22 protein-coding genes are annotated in these 19,817 nt (G+C 59.9%); 13 read left to right on the plus strand and 9 right to left on the minus strand.

Annotated elements, in window-relative coordinates; all coding sequences use genetic code 11:
- The first annotated feature begins 17 nt into the window (after positions 1-17).
- The 11 genes from BN1119_RS18915 to parC all read left to right on the plus strand — a co-directional run bounded on the left by BN1119_RS18915 (position 18) and on the right by parC (position 10,805).
- Positions 18-443, plus strand: coding sequence for a DUF1249 domain-containing protein (locus BN1119_RS18915; protein WP_374704017.1), 426 nt, complete (start codon positions 18-20; stop codon positions 441-443).
- Between the two features lie 27 nt (positions 444-470).
- Positions 471-1,289 carry a 3',5'-cyclic-AMP phosphodiesterase gene (cpdA, locus tag BN1119_RS18920; RefSeq protein WP_042001915.1) on the plus strand — a complete coding sequence of 273 codons (819 nt, stop codon included), beginning with the start codon at positions 471-473 and terminating at the stop codon, positions 1,287-1,289.
- Between the two features lie 102 nt (positions 1,290-1,391).
- Positions 1,392-1,475: a YqiA/YcfP family alpha/beta fold hydrolase gene (locus BN1119_RS21150; protein ID WP_409337755.1), complete on the plus strand. Its 84-nt coding sequence runs from the start codon at positions 1,392-1,394 to the stop codon at positions 1,473-1,475.
- On the plus strand, positions 1,472-2,059 hold the full coding sequence (locus BN1119_RS18925) for a YqiA/YcfP family alpha/beta fold hydrolase (RefSeq protein ID WP_042001918.1): 588 nt from the start codon (positions 1,472-1,474) through the stop codon (positions 2,057-2,059). The genes BN1119_RS21150 and BN1119_RS18925 overlap by 4 nt, the downstream gene beginning before the upstream one ends.
- Positions 2,060-2,061: 2 nt before the next feature.
- Positions 2,062-2,685 (plus strand): NUDIX hydrolase, encoded by a 624-nt coding sequence (locus BN1119_RS18930; protein ID WP_042001921.1) that lies wholly within the window; start codon positions 2,062-2,064, stop codon positions 2,683-2,685.
- Between the two features lie 36 nt (positions 2,686-2,721).
- Positions 2,722-3,126 (plus strand): GFA family protein, encoded by a 405-nt coding sequence (locus BN1119_RS18935; RefSeq protein WP_042001924.1) that lies wholly within the window; start codon positions 2,722-2,724, stop codon positions 3,124-3,126.
- Positions 3,127-3,297: 171 nt separating this feature from the next.
- A complete protein-coding gene (locus BN1119_RS18940; RefSeq protein WP_039039819.1) occupies positions 3,298-3,540 on the plus strand; it encodes a DUF1656 domain-containing protein in 243 nt (80 codons plus the stop codon).
- Positions 3,533-4,399, plus strand: coding sequence for an efflux RND transporter periplasmic adaptor subunit (locus BN1119_RS18945; protein ID WP_042001927.1), 867 nt, complete (start codon positions 3,533-3,535; stop codon positions 4,397-4,399). The genes BN1119_RS18940 and BN1119_RS18945 overlap by 8 nt, the downstream gene beginning before the upstream one ends.
- A 1-nt stretch (position 4,400) precedes the next feature.
- Entirely contained in the window at positions 4,401-6,404 is a 2,004-nt protein-coding gene (locus tag BN1119_RS18950) for an FUSC family protein (protein WP_042001930.1), read from the plus strand.
- A 114-nt stretch (positions 6,405-6,518) separates the two neighbouring features.
- Positions 6,519-8,429, plus strand: a complete 1,911-nt coding sequence (parE, locus tag BN1119_RS18955; RefSeq protein WP_042001932.1) for a DNA topoisomerase IV subunit B — start codon at positions 6,519-6,521, stop codon at positions 8,427-8,429.
- 81 nt (positions 8,430-8,510) lie between these two features.
- Complete coding sequence (gene parC, locus BN1119_RS18960; protein ID WP_042001935.1) at positions 8,511-10,805, plus strand: DNA topoisomerase IV subunit A; 2,295 nt, start codon at positions 8,511-8,513, stop codon at positions 10,803-10,805.
- A 48-nt stretch (positions 10,806-10,853) separates the two neighbouring features.
- On the opposite strand, the gene BN1119_RS20605 is transcribed toward parC, so the two are convergent.
- The gene (locus tag BN1119_RS20605; RefSeq protein ID WP_157438692.1) at positions 10,854-12,410 is read right to left on the minus strand and encodes a HEPN domain-containing protein; all 1,557 of its coding nucleotides are present in this window, start codon (positions 12,408-12,410) and stop codon (positions 10,854-10,856) included.
- Positions 12,411-13,076: 666 nt separating this feature from the next.
- On the opposite strand from BN1119_RS20605, the gene BN1119_RS18965 reads away from it, so the two are divergent.
- Positions 13,077-13,289, plus strand: coding sequence for a hypothetical protein (locus BN1119_RS18965; RefSeq protein ID WP_042001938.1), 213 nt, complete (start codon positions 13,077-13,079; stop codon positions 13,287-13,289).
- Positions 13,290-13,447: 158 nt separating this feature from the next.
- On the opposite strand, the gene BN1119_RS18970 is transcribed toward BN1119_RS18965, so the two are convergent.
- The 4 genes from BN1119_RS18970 to BN1119_RS18985 all read right to left on the minus strand — a co-directional run bounded on the left by BN1119_RS18970 (position 13,448) and on the right by BN1119_RS18985 (position 16,420).
- Entirely contained in the window at positions 13,448-14,179 is a 732-nt protein-coding gene (locus BN1119_RS18970; protein ID WP_042001941.1) for a hypothetical protein, read from the minus strand.
- A gap of 552 nt (positions 14,180-14,731) precedes the next feature.
- On the minus strand, positions 14,732-15,529 hold the full coding sequence (locus tag BN1119_RS18975) for a CPBP family intramembrane glutamic endopeptidase (RefSeq protein ID WP_084205569.1): 798 nt from the start codon (positions 15,527-15,529) through the stop codon (positions 14,732-14,734).
- A 193-nt stretch (positions 15,530-15,722) separates the two neighbouring features.
- A complete protein-coding gene (locus tag BN1119_RS18980; RefSeq protein ID WP_042001944.1) occupies positions 15,723-16,097 on the minus strand; it encodes a hypothetical protein in 375 nt (124 codons plus the stop codon).
- A gap of 71 nt (positions 16,098-16,168) precedes the next feature.
- A complete protein-coding gene (locus BN1119_RS18985) occupies positions 16,169-16,420 on the minus strand; it encodes a hypothetical protein (RefSeq protein ID WP_042002292.1) in 252 nt (83 codons plus the stop codon).
- Between the two features lie 243 nt (positions 16,421-16,663).
- Here BN1119_RS18985 and BN1119_RS18990 point away from each other — a divergent pair, with 243 nt between their 5' ends.
- Entirely contained in the window at positions 16,664-16,987 is a 324-nt protein-coding gene (locus BN1119_RS18990; RefSeq protein ID WP_042001945.1) for a hypothetical protein, read from the plus strand.
- An 82-nt stretch (positions 16,988-17,069) separates the two neighbouring features.
- Here the strand turns inward: BN1119_RS18990 and atcC are convergent, their stop codons facing one another.
- Genes atcC through atcJ form a run of 4 tightly spaced genes read right to left on the minus strand, consistent with a single transcriptional unit; the run spans position 17,070 to position 19,614 of the window.
- A complete protein-coding gene (gene atcC, locus BN1119_RS18995) occupies positions 17,070-17,972 on the minus strand; it encodes a cold adaptation protein AtcC (RefSeq protein WP_042001946.1) in 903 nt (300 codons plus the stop codon).
- A gap of 11 nt (positions 17,973-17,983) precedes the next feature.
- The gene (atcB, locus tag BN1119_RS19000) at positions 17,984-18,751 is read right to left on the minus strand and encodes a cold adaptation protein AtcB (protein ID WP_042002295.1); all 768 of its coding nucleotides are present in this window, start codon (positions 18,749-18,751) and stop codon (positions 17,984-17,986) included.
- A 12-nt stretch (positions 18,752-18,763) separates the two neighbouring features.
- On the minus strand, positions 18,764-19,306 hold the full coding sequence (gene atcA / locus BN1119_RS19005) for a cold adaptation protein AtcA (protein ID WP_042001947.1): 543 nt from the start codon (positions 19,304-19,306) through the stop codon (positions 18,764-18,766).
- A 23-nt stretch (positions 19,307-19,329) separates the two neighbouring features.
- Complete coding sequence (gene atcJ / locus BN1119_RS19010) at positions 19,330-19,614, minus strand: cold adaptation protein ActJcold adaptation protein ActJ (protein WP_042001949.1); 285 nt, start codon at positions 19,612-19,614, stop codon at positions 19,330-19,332.
- Positions 19,615-19,817 lie beyond the last annotated feature (203 nt).

A 19,817-nucleotide genomic window follows, 5' to 3' on the forward strand; every position in this document is an offset into this window, starting at 1 on the left:
CGTCAGTCCAGAGCCCGATGAAACGTTATGTGCCTGATCTGATGTCCTTGCAGCGCACCTGCGAGGTGAACTACATGGCCTTGATGAAGCTGTTGCCCCCCGGCGGCAGTGTGGGGGCGGAGCGCCGCTATCAGGTGGGCAACGGCCTGCAGTTCCAGCTCACCGTCAGCGAGGAGAGCCGCTTCACCAGCCAGGTGATCCTGGCCCAGCACAATCCCGAGTTGCCGAGCTACTTGCAGGCTCGTATAGAGATTCGTTTGTATCACGATGTGCGGATGGCGGAAGTGTGTGCGGCGCAACAGATTTCGATGTTGCAACCACGTTATGATTATCCCAATCAAAAAATGCACCACAGGGATGAAAAAGAGCAGGTAAATCTATTCCTGGCCGATTGGCTAAGATTTTGTCTCAAACACGGCACCAGCCTGATCAACATCCTCTAGTCGAACTTATAAAAAAGAAGCGTGATTTTGGAAACAGAGCTACCTCAGGCGCCGGACGGCAGTGTGCGCCTGTTACAGATTACCGATACCCATCTCTTCGCCAGTGCCGAGGGACGACTGCTGGCCGTGCGAACCGCAGAGAGCCTGGCCGCCGTGCTGGAGCAGGTGCAGGCCAACGCGCACCCGTTCGATCTTATCCTCGCCACCGGGGATCTCTCCCAGGATCACAGCCCGGAGTCCTACCAGCGCTTCGCCTCCATGATGGCGCCCCTGGCGCGCCCCATCTACTGGTTGCCCGGCAACCACGACGACGGCCCCCTGATGACCGAATACCTGCATGCGGCCGGGATCAGCGAGGCCAAGCAGCTGGTGGGGGAGTACTGGCAGGTGATCCTGCTGGACACCCAGGTGCGCGGCAAACCCCATGGGGTGCTGGGGGATCACCAGCTGGCGGCGCTGGATCAGGCGCTTCGCCAGCATCCCGAGCACCACGCCCTCATCGCCCTGCACCATCAGGCGGTGCCGGTGGGCTGCGCCTGGCTGGATCAGCACAATCTCAAGAATGCCGACGACCTCTTCGCCGTGCTGGCCCGCCACCCGCAGCAGAAGACAATCCTGTTCGGCCACGTCCATCAGGAGTTTGACGAGGTGCACCACGGAGTGCGGCTCATCGCCAGCCCCTCTACCTGCATCCAGTTCAAGCCGCTCTCCGACGGTTTCGCACTGGACGAATCCGGCCCGGGCTGGCGCTATCTCACCCTGCACCCGGATGGCCGGGTGGCGAGCCAGGTGTGGCGCCTGCCCCTGGGGCAGTTCGTGCCCGACCCCGATGCCACCGGGTATTGAGGAGAGCATTGCATGAAGTCGTTTCTCCTCTACCTGCATGTACCTGCATGTTTTCAACCCCTTGCCTGGCTATGCCTGGGCGCAGCCAACAGGGAGGCCTGCATGACCTCCGTTTTGCTTTATCTGCACGGTTTCAACTCCTCTCCCGGTTCTGCCAGGGCGCAGCCAACAGGGAGGCCTGCATGACCTCCGTTTTGCTTTATCTGCATGGTTTCAATTCCTCCCCCGGCTCGGCCAAGGCGCAGCAGATGGCGGCCTGGGTGGCAGAACACAGACCCGATATCGAGGTGGCGATCCCGGCCCAGCCCAACACCCCGGCGGCTGCCTGGTCTGCCATCGAGCAGGTCATTGCCGACCTGAATGCCCGCCACGGCAGCGCCCTGCGACTGGGCGCCGTGGGCAGCTCCCTCGGCGGCTTTATGGCGACCCGGGTGAGCGAGCTGCATGGTTGTCGCGCGGCGCTGATCAACCCGGCGGTGCGTCCCCACGAGCTGCTCTGCGACTACCTGGGCCCCCAGACCAACCCCTACAGCGGCGAGCGCTATGAACTGCTGCCCGGGCACATGGACGAGTTGAGAGCGCTGGCGGTGGCGGTGTGCGCCCCCGAGCGGCTCTGGGTGCTGCAACAGCAGGAGGACGAGGTGCTCGACTATCGCAAGGCGCTGGACGAATACCGCTTTGCCCGTCTCTCCCTGGAGTGCGGTGGCGACCATGCCTTCACAGGCTTCGAGCGCTATCCGGCCCAGATCATTCGTTTCCTCGGGCTCTAGCCGTGCAACCGCCGCTGGCTGCCTTCCTGGAACAGGTGCTGGCCACGGCGCAAGCCGGACTCACCTACTCCAAAGATCCCTTCGATATCGGCCGTTTCGAGGCGCTGCGGGCGGCCACTGTGACGCTCATCGCCAGCCAGAGCACGCTGGCCCCCGAGGCCATCAATGACTGGATTGCCCTCGATAGCGGCTATCCCACCCCCAAGCTGGATGTGCGGGCCTTCATTCAGAACGACGACGGTCATATCCTGCTGGTGCAGGAGCGCAGCGACGGGCGCTGGACCCTGCCGGGGGGCTGGTGCGACATCGGCGACTCGCCGGCGGGCGCCGTGGTGCGGGAAGTGAGCGAGGAGACTGGCCTGGAGTGCCGTGCGGTGCAGCTGCTGGCCCTGTTCGACAAGCTCAAGCATCCCCATCCCCCGCAACTGCCCCATGCCCACAAGGCCTTCTTCCTGTGTGAGGTGACGGGCGGCGCTCTGCTCACCGACACCGATGAAACCAAAGGGGCGGGGTACTTCCCCATCGACGCCCTGCCCGAGCTCTCCCGCCACCGGGTTGTCGCGTCCCAGCTGCGCAGCCTGCACGACCATGTGCGGCAGGGGCGGCAAGATACCCTGTTCGATTAACCGGTTCGCAGCCTGACACTGCGGCAAGGAGGCAGCATGATCACGCGCATCGGCAATACCCCCATTCAGGCGAAACACAGGGCCAGCTGCCACTGCGGCGCCGTGGTGCTAGAGCTGACCCTGCCGGATGGCGTGGTGGATCCGCGCCGCTGCGACTGCTCCTTCTGTCGGCGGCGAGGGGCCATCGTCGCCTCGGTGCCGCTCTCCGGCATCCGCATCCTGCAAGGGGAGGCGGCGCTTCGCTGCTACCAGTTCAACACCCGCACTGCGAAACACTATTTTTGCAGCGTCTGCGGCATCTACACCCATCACCAGCGCCGATCCAATCCGGCGGAATATGGCTACAACCTCGCCTGTCTGGAGGGGGTCAACCCGTTCGATCTGGGAGAGGTGCCGACCCGCGACGGGGTGCATCACCCGGCAGATACCGTAGCCGATTGAACGCGAGGTGACTGCCCCGACGGGTGGCGGGGAGGACGGGCGAGGTGTTGCCGCGCCACTCCCGTGACGACACCTCAGGGGGCCATCAGCTTGTGTAGCCCCCACAATGGCTGTGTTAACCTTGCCTTGTCCGTCTCCCGGCGGACCCTGGCCTCTCTCTTCATTCCATCTCTGCCAACAGGGGGCACACCCGTGACGACTGCTTCAGCGCTGCCGGATCTGATCCTCGGGGCCTCGCTCTACTTTCCTCCCCTGTTCAAGGCGGTGCTGCTCGGTCTGCTCGGCTGGCTGCCGCTGCACCATCTGCTGCGGGACTGGCTCTATGGCGGTGAGGTCTGGCACCCCCTGCTGATGGATCTCTCCCTGTTTATCCTCGCCGTCAGTGGCGCACTCTGGATACTGCTACATGGCTAAATCTCCCCTGGCAACCCTCAAATACTTCTCCACCCTGCTGGTGTGCGCCCTGGCGCTGGTGTCGCTCTGGTGGCTCTGGAACTACTACATGCAGGGTCCCTGGACCCGGGATGGCAAGGTGAGGGCCGAGCTGGTCAGCATCACGCCCCTGGTGTCGGGCAAGATCGTCAGGATAGATGTCAAGGACAACCAGCTGGTGAAGGCGGGGGAGCGGCTCTTCACCCTGGATCCCGAGCCCTATCGCATCGCGCTGGACAACGCCAGCGCGGCACTGGCCAAGGCCAAGTCGGATCTCGACAAGGCGGAGCACGAGGCGAACCGTCGCCAGAGCCTCGCCCGTACCGTCATCTCCGCCGAGGCGGTGGATGAATCCAGGCTCAATGCCCAGGCGATGAAGGCGGCCTATGAAGTGGCCCAGGCCAACCTGGAGCAGGCCAGATGGTCCCTTGCCCGGACCGAGGTCCACGCCGCGAGCGATGGCTACATCACCAATCTGCAGGCCAGGGTCGGCAACTACGCCAGCGCCGGGGTGCCCCTCGTGGCCCTGATAGACACCCACTCCTTCTATGTGCAGGGCTATTTCGAAGAGACCAAGCTCAGGCACATCGCCCCCGGCAAACCGGCCGAGGTGGTGCTCTACAGCGGGGATCGGGTACTCAGGGGCGAGGTGGAAAGCATAGGGCGGGCCATTCACGATCAGAGCCTGGAAGGCAGCGAGGGGTTGCTGCTCGACGTCAAGCCGAACGTGCCCTGGGTGCGGCTGGCCCAGCGGGTGCCGGTGCGGATCAAGCTGCTGGAACTTCCCCCGGATCTGGTCTTGATCGCGGGCACGACCTGCACCATCACCATAGGGGACTAGGGTGGTCCCCTCGCTCTGGCGCCAGACTCCCTGGGGCAAGGCCAACGGTGGCCAGTGGCGCTATGCCCTGCGCAACAGCCTGGCCATGTGCCTGTCGCTCTGGCTGGCGTTCGTGCTGCAACTCGACTCTCCCTACTGGGCCATGACCTCCGCCGCCGTGGTGAGCTTCCCCACCGTGGGCGGGGTCATCAGCAAGAGCCTGGGGCGGGTGGTGGGCAGTCTCATCGGCGCCATGGCGGCTGTGATGATAACCGGCCTTGGCATCAGCGATCCCTGGCTGTTCAGCCTGCTCATCGCCCTCTGGCTGGGGGGCTGCACCTACATCTCCAACCACCATCAGAACAACGTCTCCTACGGTTTCGCCCTGGCGGGCTATACCGCCGCCATCATCGCCTTCTCCTGCGTCAACCTGACCGACCCGCAGCACATCTTCGACATCGCCCAGGCCCGAGTGAGCGAGGTGATCGTCGGCATCCTCTGCGGCGGCCTGATGATGATGCTGCTGCCGAGCCTCTCCGATGGCGAGACCCTGCTGGACTCCCTTGGCAGGAGCCAGACCCGGCTGCGGGAACATGGCCAGCTGCTCTGGCTGGGGGAGAGAGGCGCCGATGTGCGCACCGCCCACGAGGGGGTGATTGGCCAGATCCTCACCCTGAACGTGCTGCGCATCCAGGCGGTGTGGAGCCACCACCGCCTGCGCCGCCACAACCGCTTGCTCAACTTCCTGCTCCATCGCCAGCTGCGGATGGTCAGCCTGATCTCCGGGGTGCGCCGCATGCTGCAACACTGGCCGCAGCCACCGGACGGGCTGACATCCCTGCTCACCTCGGTGATCCGCGCGCTGGGCCAGCCCGATTGCGACAAATACCGCATCGCCCGCCTGCTGGCGCCCTTCGTGGCCGAGTCGGGCAGCGATTTTCGCCGCCGCACCTTCTGGCTGCGCCTGCGCCATTTCTGCTGGAGCTACCTGGAGTGCCAGCGCTGGCTGGAAAGGCTGGCCCGCCACGATGGCCAGGAGTGGCCGGCGCCGCCGAGCCACAGCGCCCTCACCCGCCACACCGACGGCCTGGAGGCGGCCTATAACGGGGGGCGCACCTTCCTCTGCGTGATGCTGGGCTGCGCCTTCTGGATCCATACCCAGTGGGATGCGGGCAGCGCGGCCCTGACCCTGCTCTCCATCTGCTGCGTGCTCTATTCCGCCACCCCGGCCCCGGCCAAGGGGGCCCAGACCATGCTCAAGGCCATCCTGCTGCTCAGCCTGGTCTGCTTCGGGGTCAAGTTCGGGCTGATGATCCGCATCGACGACTTCTGGATCTTCTGCGCCCTGCTGTTCCCCACCCTCATCACCCTGCAACTGCTGAAATTGCAGCGCCCTCAGGGGGCGGCACTCTGGGGCCAGCTCATCGTGCTGCTCGGCTCCTTCCTCGCCATCACCAATCCACCGAGCTACGACTACCTCGCCTTCGTCAACAGCAGCCTCGCCCAGGTGCTGGGGGTGATGAGCGCAGGGCTGGCGTTCCAGCTCCTGAGGCCCAGCTCGGATCGGCGCAAGAGCCGCCGCCTGATGCACCGTCTGCGGCGGGATTTCGTGGACCAGCTGGCCCCGGCCCCGCGCCAGAGCGAGGGGGAGTTTGAATCCCGGGTCTATCACGCGGTGAGCCAGCTCAGCCAGAGTCAGGATCAGGGGGCCCGGCTCTGGGTGCTGCGCTGGGGCGTGGTGCTGCTCAATTGCAGCCATATCGTCTGGCAGCTCAGGCTCTGGCGCAGCCGGGATCCGGCCCTCTATCTGGTGCGGGACGGCTGTCTGCGCTGCCTGAAAGGCATTCTGACCGAGGGGGGCGTGCAGCACGAGGCCCTGGGGCGCACCCTGGCGGAGCTGGACCGCATCAGCCAAGGGTTGGGGGAGCATGCAGACCCGGCGGCCCGGGCACTGGCGGGACTGGTGTGGCGGCTTCACTGCTCCCTCTCCCAGCTTGTGCAGGCCCTGCCCGGCGAACCCGCCTGACCCTGCGCGGGGGAGACCGGAGCCCCTCTGGATCACCCTTTGCCACAGACGAGTTTGTCGCAGCCCCGCTCAGCGAGTAAGATTCCCCCCAAACGTCAATTCGCAAGGCCCTCCATGTCCACTCAATACAATGCGGATGCCATTGAGGTCCTCAATGGCCTCGAACCGGTGCGTCGCCGCCCCGGCATGTACACAGACACCACCCGGCCCAATCACCTCGGCCAGGAGGTCATCGACAACAGCGTCGACGAGGCGCTGGCGGGTCACGCCCGCAATCTGGAGGTGATCCTGCACGAGGATCAGTCCCTCGAGGTGATCGACGACGGTCGCGGCATGCCGGTGGACATCCACCCGGAGGAAGGGGTCTCCGGCGTGGAGCTGATCCTCTGCAAGCTGCACGCGGGGGGCAAGTTCTCCAACAAGAACTACCAGTTCTCCGGCGGTCTGCACGGGGTGGGCATCTCTGTGGTGAACGCCCTGTCCGATCGGGTCGAGGTGACGGTGCGCCGGGACGGCCAGGTCTATGACATCGCCTTCGAGCGGGGCGACAAGGTACAGGAGCTCACCATCACCGGCACCTGCGGGCGCCGCAACACCGGCACCCGGGTGCGTTTCTGGCCGCAGGCGAGCTATTTCGACTCCCCGCGCTTCTCGGTCTCCAAGCTCGAGCACCTGCTCAAAGCCAAGGCCGTGCTCTGCCCCGGCCTCACCATCAAGTTCCTCGACAAGAACACAGGCATCAAGCTTGAGTGGTGCTACGAAGACGGCCTCAAGGATTACCTCATCGATGCGGTCAAGCAGTTCACCTGCCTGCCGGAGCAGCCCTTCGTGGGCTCCTTCAGCTCCGAGCAATCGGCGGTGGACTGGGCCCTGTGCTGGTTGCCGGAAGGGGGCGAGTGCCTCGCCGAATCCTATGTGAACCTCATTCCCACGGCGCTCGGCGGCACCCACGTCAACGGCCTGCGTCAGGGCCTGCTCGACGCCATGCGCGAGTTCTGCGAGTTCCGCAACCTCTTGCCGCGCGGGGTCAAGCTCACTCCGGAAGATATCTGGGATCGCTGCGCCTACATCCTCTCCATCAAGATGCAGGACCCACAGTTTGCCGGCCAGACCAAGGAGCGACTGTCGTCCCGCCAGAGCTCGGCGTTTGTCTCCGGCGTGGTGAAGGATGCCTTCAGCCTTTACTTGAACAGCAACACCGAGCTGGCGGAGCAGATCGCCGAGATCTGCATCAGCAGTGCCCAGCGCCGGATGCGCGCCGCCAAGACGGTGGTGCGCAAGAAGATAACCCAGGGGCCGGCCCTGCCCGGCAAGCTCACCGACTGCGGCTGCGCCGACCCCATGCAAGGCGAATTGTTCCTGGTGGAGGGGGATTCCGCGGGGGGCAGCGCCAAGCAGGCGCGGGATCGCGAGTTCCAGGCCATCATGCCGCTTCGCGGCAAGATACTGAACACCTGGGAGGTGGAGGCCGGCCAGGTGCTCGCCTCCCAAGAGGTGCACGACATCTCGGTGGCCATCGGGCTCGATCCGGACTCCAGCGATCTCAGCGGCCTGCGCTACGGCAAGGTGTGCATACTCGCGGATGCGGACTCGGACGGTCTGCACATCGCCACCCTGCTATGCGCCCTGTTCGTGAAGCACTTCCGCACCCTGGTGGAGAAGGGCCACGTCTATGTGGCCATGCCGCCGCTCTACCGGATCGACATCGGCAAGGAGGTCTTCTATGCCCTCGACGAGGACGAGAAGAACGGCGTGCTGCAACGGGTCGAGGCCGAGAAGAAGAAGGGCAAGGTGATGGTGACCCGATTCAAGGGGCTGGGCGAGATGAACCCCAAGCAGCTGCGGGAAACCACCATGGATCCCAACACCCGCCGCCTGGTGCAGCTCACCATGGGTTCGGAAGGGGGCGCAGAAGGGGAAGATGGTGACGAGACCCTGCAACTGATGGACATGCTGCTGGCCAAGAAGCGCGCCGGTGATCGCCGTGAGTGGCTGGAAGAGAAGGGCAACCTCGCCATCATCTAAGCCATCGACTGGCCCGCGCGGGTCAGCAAGTATCAGCCGGAGTCGCCCAGGGGCGGCTCCCGAACCGAAAGAGAAAATCACATGAGTGATGCTATCGAGCTCAGTCTGGATGGGGTAGAGCGCCAGCCAATGCGCACCTTCACCGAGCAGGCTTACTTGAACTACTCCATGTACGTCATCATGGACCGGGCCCTGCCGCATATCGGCGACGGCCTCAAGCCCGTGCAGCGGCGCATCATCTACGCCATGAGCGAGCTGGGGTTGTCGGCGCTGTCCAAGCACAAGAAATCCGCCCGTACCGTGGGTGACGTGCTGGGTAAATATCACCCCCACGGCGACAGCGCCTGTTATGAAGCCATGGTGCTGATGGCCCAGCCCTTCTCCTACCGCTACCCGCTGGTGGACGGTCAGGGCAACTGGGGTGCACCGGACGATCCCAAATCCTTCGCCGCCATGCGTTATACCGAGGCGCGTCTGTCGCGCTTCTCCGAGCTGCTGCTCTCCGAGCTCGGCCAGGGCACTGTGGAGTGGACGCCGAACTTCGACGGCACCATGAAGGAGCCCGTGGTGCTGCCCGCCCGCCTGCCGCATATCCTGCTCAACGGGGTGACCGGTATCGCGGTGGGGATGGCGACCGATATCCCGCCTCACAACGCGCGGGAGGTAGCCCACGCCTGCGTGGCGCTCCTGGACAACCCCAATGCCGGTTTAAGCGATTTGATGGCCCATGTGCAGGGGCCGGACTACCCGACCAACGCCGAGATCATCACGCCCCGCGACGACATCCGCAAAATCTACGAGACCGGCAAGGGCTCCATCAAGCAGCGGGCGGTCTGGAGCGAGGAGGATGGCGACATCGTCATCACGGCGCTGCCCCATCAGGCCTCGGGCGCCAAGATCATGGAGCAGATCGCCGCCCAGATGGTGGCCAAAAAGCTTCCCATGGTCACCGATCTTCGCGATGAATCGGACCACGAGAACCCGACCCGTCTGGTGATCATCCCCCGCTCCAACCGGGTGGACATGGAGGCGCTAATGGCCCACCTGTTCGCCACCACGGACTTGGAGAAGAACTACCGGGTCAACCTCAACATCCTGGGTCTGGACAACCGGCCCCAGGTCAAAGACCTCAAGACCATCCTCACCGAGTGGCTGAGCTTTCGCCGCGAGACGGTACGCCGCCGTCTGCAGTATCGTCTCGACAAGGTGCTGGCCCGCCTGCACATCCTCGAAGGCTTGCTCATCGCCTACCTCAACATCGACGAGGTGATCGAGATCATCCGCACCGAGGAGGAGCCGGGCCGGGTGATGATGGAGCGCTTCAACATCAGCGAGACCCAGGCCGAGGCGATCCTCGAGCTCAAACTGCGCCACCTGGCCAAGCTCGAAGAGTTCAAGCTGCGCGCCGAGCAGAACGAACTGGCGGAAGAGCGCGACAAGCTGGAACTGATCCTGGGTTCCGAGCGCCGTCTCAGCACCTTGCTCAAGAAAGAGATCCTGGCGGATGCCGAGAAGTACGGCGACGATCGCCGCACTCCGCTGGTGGAGCGCGCCACCGCCGTGGCCCTGACCGAGAAGGAGCTCACCCCGAGCGAACCGGTCACCGTGATCCTCTCCGACAAGGGCTGGGTGCGCGCCGCCAAGGGCCACGATGTGGACGTGGCCGGCCTCTCCTACAAGGCGGGGGACGGCTATCTGGCTCACGCCTGTGGCCGCAGCAACCAGCAGGCGGTGTTCCTCTCCACCCTGGGCCGCACCTACGCACTCGAATCGCACACCCTGCCGTCGGCCCGCAGTCAGGGCGAGCCGCTCACCGGCCGCTTCGCGCTGGGGGCCGGTGAAGAGGTGCGCCATCTGGTGATGGGCAACGAAGGCGAGCCGTACCTGATCGCGAGCGATGCCGGCTACGGCTTCGTCTGCAAATATGACGACCTGATTGGCAAGAACAAGAACGGCAAGGCACTGCTCACCGTGCCGGAAGGGGGCATCGTGATGGCGCCCCAGAGGATAGGCGCGCCGGACACGGATCTCTGCATGGCCATCTCCAACGAGGGTCGCATGCTGCTGTTCCCGCTAAGCACTCTGCCGGTGCTCGGCAAGGGCAAGGGCAACAAGCTCATCAGCATTCCGTCGGCGCGGGTGAAGGCACGGGAGGAGTTTGTGGTGATGGCCGCCGTCATCCCGCAGGGCCAGTCGGTCACCCTGTTTGCCGGCAAGCGCAAGCTGACCCTGAAACCTTCAGATCTCGACTACTACCGCGGCGAGCGCGGCCGCCGTGGCGCCAAGCTGCCCCGAGGTTTGCAGCGCGTGGACAGGATCGAGATAGAACCCACAGCCGGTGCCGAGCCGGTAGCAGGGGAAAATCAGGAAGGGTAATTAATATTGAAGGGCGCGAAAGCGCCCTTCATCTAATTCTGATATTGGCTAGCGATTAACAAGTATTTCTTTGACTCTCTCACCTGATGACTTGGGAAGTATGTCATGATCTGATATTAATTTTGTTATGCAGCGGATACCAATGTCAATTACCTCACTTCTCAATGAGTCAATATTATCAGGAGTCATTAATTTGCTTTTTTTACCGTGAACAATATCACTGCGTAAAGCATACAGTTTACGTAGTCTCTGATAAAATTCATCTCTATCTGCAGGTTCTGCCAAATATTTTGCCATGCTAGCGGTGACTTTGAATGATGTTTCGAAAGCTTCACTGAACATTCCTTCCCAAGCAATTATTGCATCCACAATCGCATCTTCAGGATGTGAACGTTCAAAAATCGCATTTTTTAGTCTTTGCAAAGGGATATTAATATGTTCTAAATTCACATCTGAAAATTGTTTAAACCAATTCTTAATTTGCTCTATGTTGTCTTTATTGACGGTAAGATATTTGCTGGGAGGAGTACTGCTAATCGAATAATTTCCTGGAATCAACAAAGGAAATCCACTTTCAGAGAAACCATGAGATATTCCTCTGTCCTCTCTTAAAGCGAAAGCTAAAGATAACTTTAGCGTATCGATAATATGAGATGTTTTTTTATTGCAATGCTCACCTGTTGCGCACATCATGCGAGCATTCGTATCAATTAACCTAGCTTTTCTCTTTATCTCTAGAACATGGCCTGAAATGTAGTGATGTTCACCATTGAAGTTCTGGGAGATCGTAGTTTGAGTGTGAGCACTTGGATTCGATATCGAGTCAAACTGCCGTATATAAACATTTTCATTAAATTTAATATCAGTAAATCCATCAAAGCTCATGCCTCTGATGCCAATGAAAGATGAATATTCAATTTCTTTATTACTAGCTAATTTTCTCAGTGAGTTTAAATTGACGTGTATTTCATTAAATACATCTGACAATGAATATGCCATTCTGTTACAGGCATTTTGAAATGATCGGGCGATCAATGTATTGAATGACGCATATACCGATGTTAAAAATTCAGTCCCGTTTTCCAATCGAATGGAGAAGGAATAATTAAAACCATCTCCTCCATTGGTTATTTCATTAAGAACGTCATTTTTAACTAAGGACATGAACTTTATTGCATCAGCATGATTCGTATTCATATACATGCCGAAATCATGACTTCCCCGTGAATGTCTTAACATCAAAATAGGGTATTCAGACAAACATGATTTTACGAGCAATGACAGTATTGGGTCATCTGTTTGGTATTGTGGATAGCTACCACCACAGTGTTTTCTTAAAAAATTAAAAATATTGCTACCGTCTATCTCTAATGATGAAATTGAAAGGGATATGCTATCGCCTATTACGCCTTCAATGGCTTGCTTAACTCTGATTTCTTCGATTTTTTTTGCAATAAAGCTAACTGCTTCATTCTGTTTGTCTGATAGTGATGTTGCAATCTTATCCAATTCTTCAAGTTGTCCAGAGTCAATGCCAAGGCTATAGGTTAACAATCTTGGGCCAATGTAACTTGCTATTAGTCTTAGCTTGTTATTAATGTCCATATATCTTCCATATAAAATAGAGTAATTGTTAGATTTTGTTCTTAATTTGATTGGGTTGTATGTTATCAGAATTAGATTGAGTATTACCGTATTCCAAGACTATTTTTTCTGTAGGCTTGATAAGTGAAGCGTAATCAGACGATCGTGAAAGCCTATTGCCTCAATGTGGTCGGTAATTTAATTTTGCGGCCCCCTCATCCCCAGCCCTTCTCCACCTGCTTTATGGCAAACAGTGGGAGAAGGGAGCCCAGATCGCAGCGATTTTGGAATGGCGTGACAGCTACGGCACAGGTTGGCAGGCACTTGTTCCCTCTCCCTTTGGGAGAGGGCTAGGGTGAAGGGAGGTAACCGTAGGGTGCAATGAAATTGCACCGCTATTGAATCCGCGAGGTTGCCGGTGCAATGCGCTTCGCTTATTGCACCCTACGTCCTTTCTCTTTTGCCTGCTCGCGACCGGATAACCGGTGCGGCCGATTACGCTTCGCTAATCGACCCTACTTGCCTCTGTTTTATTTAAGGCTCTGTTGCTGGTCGATGGCTTCTGCTGTGGTGGCCTGCTCTCCCCTTTGCCAATTGCCACAGGTCAAGGATTTGGCCGATTAGGCCCCGCAAGTTGCCTCTGCTCGCTAACCTTGTAGGGAGCAGCACAGTGCCAGGAGGCCAGAGATGCATACGGAGCAAGCCATCGGACTGATCGAGGCCCACGGGGTCTTTCACGGGGATCATTACAGCTTCAACAGCGACGAGTTCGTGCAGTGGTGTCGGGAGGATGCCCACCAGACCCTCAGCCTGGAGCAGGCCAATCACGATCTTGCCCCCTTCTGCATCCGGGTCGGGTACGCCGAGCCGGTCCGGTTGTGGCGTTACTATCTCACTTGATGCCCACCTGATGCAGGCAAAGGCGAGACAAGGGCTTCGTCTTTGCCTGCATCAGGTGTCCCGATACCAGCGCCAGCTGAAGCGAGTGTGAGGTTGCCGAGCGGATAGCAGAAGGCCCCATTCTCCGGGGCCTTCTTTATTACATGCGGGTATAGAGCTTAAAGAGACTGCAATGCAATGGTCGCATTCTGGGAGTTCTGCTGGCTGTCAGCGTCCATCCAGACCCACTGCGAACCGTCCCCTTGCAGGTTTTCGGTAATGCTCTGGATCTGAGATGTGCTGATCATCACAGCACCGCTTTCACTGGCGGTCGGCCCCATCTTGGTGATCTGGCCTTTGAGCAGGCCATTGGAGGTTTCATTGACGACAAATACGGTCGCCTTGTCCTGCCGGAACTGGCACGAAATGAACTGGGTGATGGTGCTGGCGATGGTCAGATTCATCCATTTTGACGGGGGCACCGCATAGTAGCGGGTGTATTTGTTGAACGGCACCGGGTCACCGTTGGCCTGCAACGGCTGGTTGTTCAGGCCGCTGGTATTGGTCGGCATGCTGACGCTGCCCAGCCAGAGGTCCACTTGCGCTATGCCGCCGTTGCTGGGCAGAGAGACAGAAATGGTTTGAGTGTCACTGCCGGACACGAAACCCATGGATGCCAGGCCGGCGTTGGCCGTCGTACCCGGCACAGTGATCTGGCAGGGAGGCTGGCTGTTGCTCCAGACCACGTTTACCACGGCATTGTTGTCATTCTGGGCCGAGTTGTAGATGAAGATCCCATACAGCTGATCGGGGCGCAGGACTGTACAGGTTGCAGTGTCACCGGCTTTGAGGGTGATCCGTTGTCCGCCGTTCCAGTTGAGCTGGGATGCTGCAATAGCGATGCTTTCCATGGTATTTCCTTTTCCTTGATGAAATGTAAGGGATACCGCGTAGCTACCTCTCGACTTCCGCTCCACGTGGATGGGAGACTAGTGCTGGGTTTCAAATGGATCAAGGTGTCGGGGTAATTTAAATGATTAAATTATCATTACAGGCCTGTGCCGGGGGAAAGAGTGACTTGTCTCAAGGGGAGCTAAAGCTTTTGAGTTCATTATTAAACAGCCTGTTACATGAGGCTCTCGGTGTGGCGGCGCGCTTCAGGAGAGCCGGGTCATTGGGGGAGGGAATAGCTCTCTATCCCACTGTAAGGATACCTTTACGAGCCTGCCATCTCTTCATATGAATCAGGTATGACGCGGCTTTCAGGGGATGTCGCCGGTGCTGATCTGCCAATGGCTATGGGATAGTGGAACCCCCATCTTTTCCCGCCATCCTCATCGCCGCGGCGCTTGCGGTGCAGCCGATCAGGGTTCGCAAATCGGCCCTGCTTGATTCAACCCTCTGCCTTGTTGCTGCTGTGGGGGAATGGGGGGCAATAAACGGGAGGCTCACCAGTTCCTGGGTCAGATTCCTGCGTGACCGCCAGGCAGGACCACCATGAGGGTAAACAGCAGCCAGTCGTTGATGATGTGCGCGCCGGTCGATACCCAGATGTTTTTGGTGATGATGTAGCCACTGAGCAGCACGATGCGGGCCGTGCCGATCACCAGAAAACATTGCAGAAAATTCCAGTCATAAGTGGGCAGGTGCATGGCTCCGAAGATAAGGGCAGTCGATAGCCAGGCGATGATGATGGCGGACTTGCGCGTCAGGCCGAGCTTTGTGTGACAACACCAGAGGATGGCCAGAAAAGGCAGGATGGATACCACCTCCTCGCCAAAGAGTTGAGGGATGGTTTTGAGATAAAAGAGGATGCGCGCCGCATTGGAGGCCTCTGCCAGCATGGCGTTGACCGGGTTGGCGCTCATCTTGAAGAGGTGCTGCAGCAACAGGGCAACGGCGACCGAAACCAGAATGTTGACGCCGGCGATCGCCAGCATCAAGAGGAAATCCCGTCCCGTCGGCGTTCGAAACAGGGCTCGCCATGCCTTCCCCGTCACCATGGCGAGCACGGCCAGGGGGATGAGAGGGAACAGGATGGCGGGGACAAAGCCGCCCGCCGTGGTGTTATAAAATGCAAGGTGCGCCGTCAGCACGGCGAAACCTAGCACCACCCCCAGCAGGATCAGCCCCCAGCTGCGGCCAGACAAGGCAGTTTGGGACTGGCGATAAAAGGGGAAGTCTCCGGCACTTCTACGCTCGAAAAAAAAGCCATTGCCGTCGCTTAATCCCGGCATTGCTGCAGACTGGTGCTCACCCATGCTGACCCTCGATAGTTCATTCAGCTGGCATGGAGACAACCCTACACCAAGTGGGGCACCTGGGTAGCCACGCCAGCCTCTTTATTTAAAGGCCATCCATCTAGCCGTTATCTCGGCGCACCCCCCTTCTTGGCCGCCGTATCATTCAGCCTCTGGCACAGCCCCACCGACTTCCCCCGGGTTGCCGGTGCCATTAATGATTGAAATTCCAGGCGATGGGCAGCTCAAGGTCGAAGACAAGCTGGTCCCCTTCCAGGTGAAAGGGCACGCTGGTCTGGTGCTGGTCATATTCGTTGATGATGAGGCAGCTCTCGGCGAAGTTGGACTCGTAGTTGAGTCGGGCGATGCCCGTGGTGCCTGGGGCGTCGAGCGCGATGCCAAGCACCCGCATCGGGTTCTCCTGGCTCAGGTTGACCCTGGTGTCCCCCACGTCCACCAGTCGCTCCAGCAGGGGGAAGAAGTCCTGCTTGTGGTGCTCTATTACCCGGGCTATGGCTTGCTCCAACTCGGCCTGAGTGGCAAAGGGGCCCGCCAGCTTGTATCGGGTCTGGATCCGCTCCTGGGTCATTTTGGTCTCCTGCTCGCTTGTGCCCGATCCGGGCCTGTGGGTCACACCTTATCAGATGCGGGGGCAAAGCATCAGGCGGGGATGCGGCCGTTGCGCACCAGGGCCCGGCGGATGTTCTTGCACATCTTGCCGAAGCGCTGGATCTCGTCGAAGCTGGGCGGGATGCCGCGGTCGATCTGATATTGCCAGTAGCAGAGGTCCGTATCCACCAGCTCCATCAGCTTCTTGGGGCAGCCGATGCAGCTGTTGTCCGGCCCGCATTTGAAGGTATCTGGCTGATAGAGCGGGAACTCCGCCTTCACGGCGTCGATGATCTGCTGCATGGCGGTGATGCGGTCCGGTTTTCTGCTCACGGCGTTCCCCTGCTGTCGGTATGAGGGAGTCATTATATCCCTGACAAAATGTGGGCCAATGACGCTTAGGGGGTAGTCCACCTAGGGCGAGAGCCGCCGCTGCCCCGGATCCTGCGCCTGTTTTCCCTGGTCTCCTCTTCTGTCTGGCGCCGTTTCGGGTCATGATGAAAGCCTCGAACGAACCACTTTTAAATAGACCCCTCTGGAGGCGTGATGAGACCCTATGCCCTGTTGTTGCTTTATCCCCTGATGTGGCAGGCCGAGGCCAGCCCGAACGAGCCCGTGCAGGAAGGCACCCTGGCCAATCAGCAGCTGATCCGGGATGCCATGGTGGGGGTAGCGGGTTGGGTGGCGATCAAGGGGTGTGACGCACCGGAGCGCTTCGTGCCCGTGGTGCTGCAACGCCCCGAGGGAGAACCGGGCAGCCGCTACTGGCAGGAGCGCTGGACGGTGACGGGGTGTGGCAACGACTATCCCGTGGTGATCGACTTTAGGGAGACAGGGATGCAGAGCGCCATGTGGACCATTGCCCGATAGGGGCGGCGCCGATCTGTGAGTGACACAGATGACAACGCCCGGTAAGCCGGGCGTTGGAATAGTGTGAAGGGAAAGCCCGTCATCAGAAGTCGTGGTAGAGGGGCCAGCCAAGCAGCGGGTGCTTGAGACCTGCGCGCATCTCCATGTTGTCGAGCTTCTCCGGGGAGGCGTCCTCTTTTTGCAACTGCTGGTACTGGCGCACAAACCCCAGGGTATGCAGCAGGTTCGGCACAAAGCCCGGGCTCAGCTCCTGGCGCAGGGCGGCGGCCATGTCGGCGGGCAGTGCGTTCAGCATCAGGGTGAGCTGGGCGGCGAGATAGTCGGTGTCATACCAGTTTTCGTCGAGCTCAATCTCCCGCGCCAGTTTGCGCTTGAGATCCTGCTTCACCTTGAGGGGAGCGGCGCCACTGCCCTTGCCGCACAGGATGCGATAGAGCAGGGCCTCGGCCAGCTTGTCCTCCATGGTGGGGTGGTCGCTCTCGCAGGCGAAGAAGTGCTGATCGATAAGCTCCATCAGGCGGCTCTTGTTGTGCTCGGCCAGCGCCTTCTCGTACTCCTGCCACCCTTGCCACTCCTCGATGTCCGGGGGGCTCGAGATCTTGTCCAGCAGGCGCGCATCCACGTCACCATAGAGGCTGTTGCCGGTCTGTTTGGGACTGACGGTGATGAGCATGGACCAGCCCTTCTGGAACGGCTTGATGGGCCCTTCCGGCGCCTGCAACAGGGCAAGTGCCTTGGCCGGATCCCGCGCCGAGAGCTCCTGCAACCCCAGGCTCACCACGCCGATGACGTCGTGGGCGGCCTGCTCCAGCAGGTGCATCTTGTACTTGTTGTAGTACTTGTCGGCGAATTTGAGGCTCATCAGCACCGCCTTGCCCTTGATGGCGGCCAGTTGCTGCTCGCTCAAACGTTCGTGCTCCGTGCCAAAGCGCAGCACCTGGGTCAAAAAGGGGCCCTGGTTGGCATCGCGAATCACTAACTGCATGGGTGGGCTCCTTAATCCAGAAAGCTGAACATGTCGTCGACGTCGCCGTACTCGTCTTCCTCGACCTTGTTCTTCTCTTTGGCCTGCATCACCAGCTCGGCGGCAAACTTGTTGATGATGCCGTCCCAGGTGGAGTGCTCGTTGCGCAGCAGCGACTTGATGGATTTTTCCACCTCGGGGGCCAGCTCGCGAATGAGCATCAACAGGCTTCTCGGGTCATCCAGGGCGTAGTCGTGGACATCCTCGCTCTGCTGGCGCTCGCTGTAGGCGAGGGACTCCTCGAGATCCTCCTCCTCGGCGTGCAGCACGTCGTGATAACCTTCGTCTTCATCAAAACGATCGCCGCGATAGAACTCGATAAAGGGGATGGCGAGGTAGAAGAGGCCGGCCGGATCCTCGGCCACGCATTCGAGGATCTCCCGCTGTTTGGCTTCGCTCTCCTGGGTGCGGATCAGGTAGTTGAGGAAGTCGAAGGTGTGCTGCTGCAGCTCGTCGGCGTTGTTTTTGATCGCCTCTTCCCAGTAGAGGGGCTGCTGGCAGACGATGTCGCGGATCCGCTCCGGGGTCATCAGCTCGGAGATGATGGAGGGGAAGGAGATGTCGTGCTGGCCGTTGATCTGGGTCAGGGTAACGATATCAATGTTTTCAATCACTTCTGCCAGCTGGTCGTCAGACATTGTCTTGGCGATCAGCTCGAACTTCTCGCTGGCCTGCTTGGGTTCGACCACGGCCAGCTCTTTGATCTCGATGGCGGTAATTTCTATCAGACTGTTGCTCATGCCTTGCCCCAATTAGAAACGGACTTCGTCGTACATATCCTGATCGCCGTCGTCATCACCATAGCGGTCGCTGCCACCATGATAATCGGCGTCGGCGTCTTCCCCGTCGTCATCTTCTGCGTCCCGCAGCTCAAGGTCGTCATCGGCACCGCGGCTGCCGCGGGGCAGGGGGTTGTCGAGCAAGAACAGCACGGCGCAGGCTTCCATCAGCTGATCTTCGCTCTGGGCCCGCACCGCTTTCACCAGCGGCAGGGCGGCGTTGTTGAAGGCGACGCTCACCTTGAACTCGTCCCATGAGGGTTGTACGCCGCTGGCGAGCCACTGGTTCCACTGCCCCTTGGCCTTGGGCGGGAACTGCACCCGGCCATGGAGGGCGAGCGGCAGGTATTCGGGCATGAACTCCAGCATGCTCATGTCGGCCAGCAGCAGGGCCTTCATCTGGTCGGTGAACTGCTCGAGCCCCTTGGGGTCGTCCTGATCCCGGTAGGATTCGATATTCTCGCTGGCATCGCTTTGCAGGGCCTTGAGCCGTGCCTGGTCCCATTTTTTTTGCATAGTCGCTCTTCTTGCCTGATGGCTCAGGGGTAGAACTGGTCCCACATCTCCTGCATGGCAGCAGCGGGATCGGTCACGATGACGTTGTTGAAATCCTTGATGAAGGCGGCCCGTTGTTTCGGATCGGACAACACCTCATAGGCTTGCTTTATCTGGTGCAACCGGATGGCTGCCTGCTCTTTCTCTTCTTCGCTCGCCCCGTGCAGCTTGTCGGGGTGGTACTGGTTCGACAGCCGTCGATAGGCTTTCTTGATGTCGTTTTCACTGGCGTTGGACTTGACGCCCAGCACCCGGAAGTAGTTGTTCATGACGGATCCTGCCTCACTGGCATGGTGGAATTCATCCTGTGCTGGCCTGGTGGCGGAACGTCGGCAAACCAGGCACGGCAAAAACCGGAGATTTTAACGGAAAGCGCCCGCCATCGCCATGAATAGGAAGAAAAGTAACCAGAGGACAGTGTGGCCGGTGCGCCTTGTGATCTGCCTCCCGGTGGGGGAGGGCCCCGGGACTA

The sequence above is a fragment of the Aeromonas bivalvium genome (assembly GCF_000819765.1).
In the GTDB taxonomy this organism is placed as follows: domain Bacteria; phylum Pseudomonadota; class Gammaproteobacteria; order Enterobacterales; family Aeromonadaceae; genus Aeromonas; species Aeromonas bivalvium.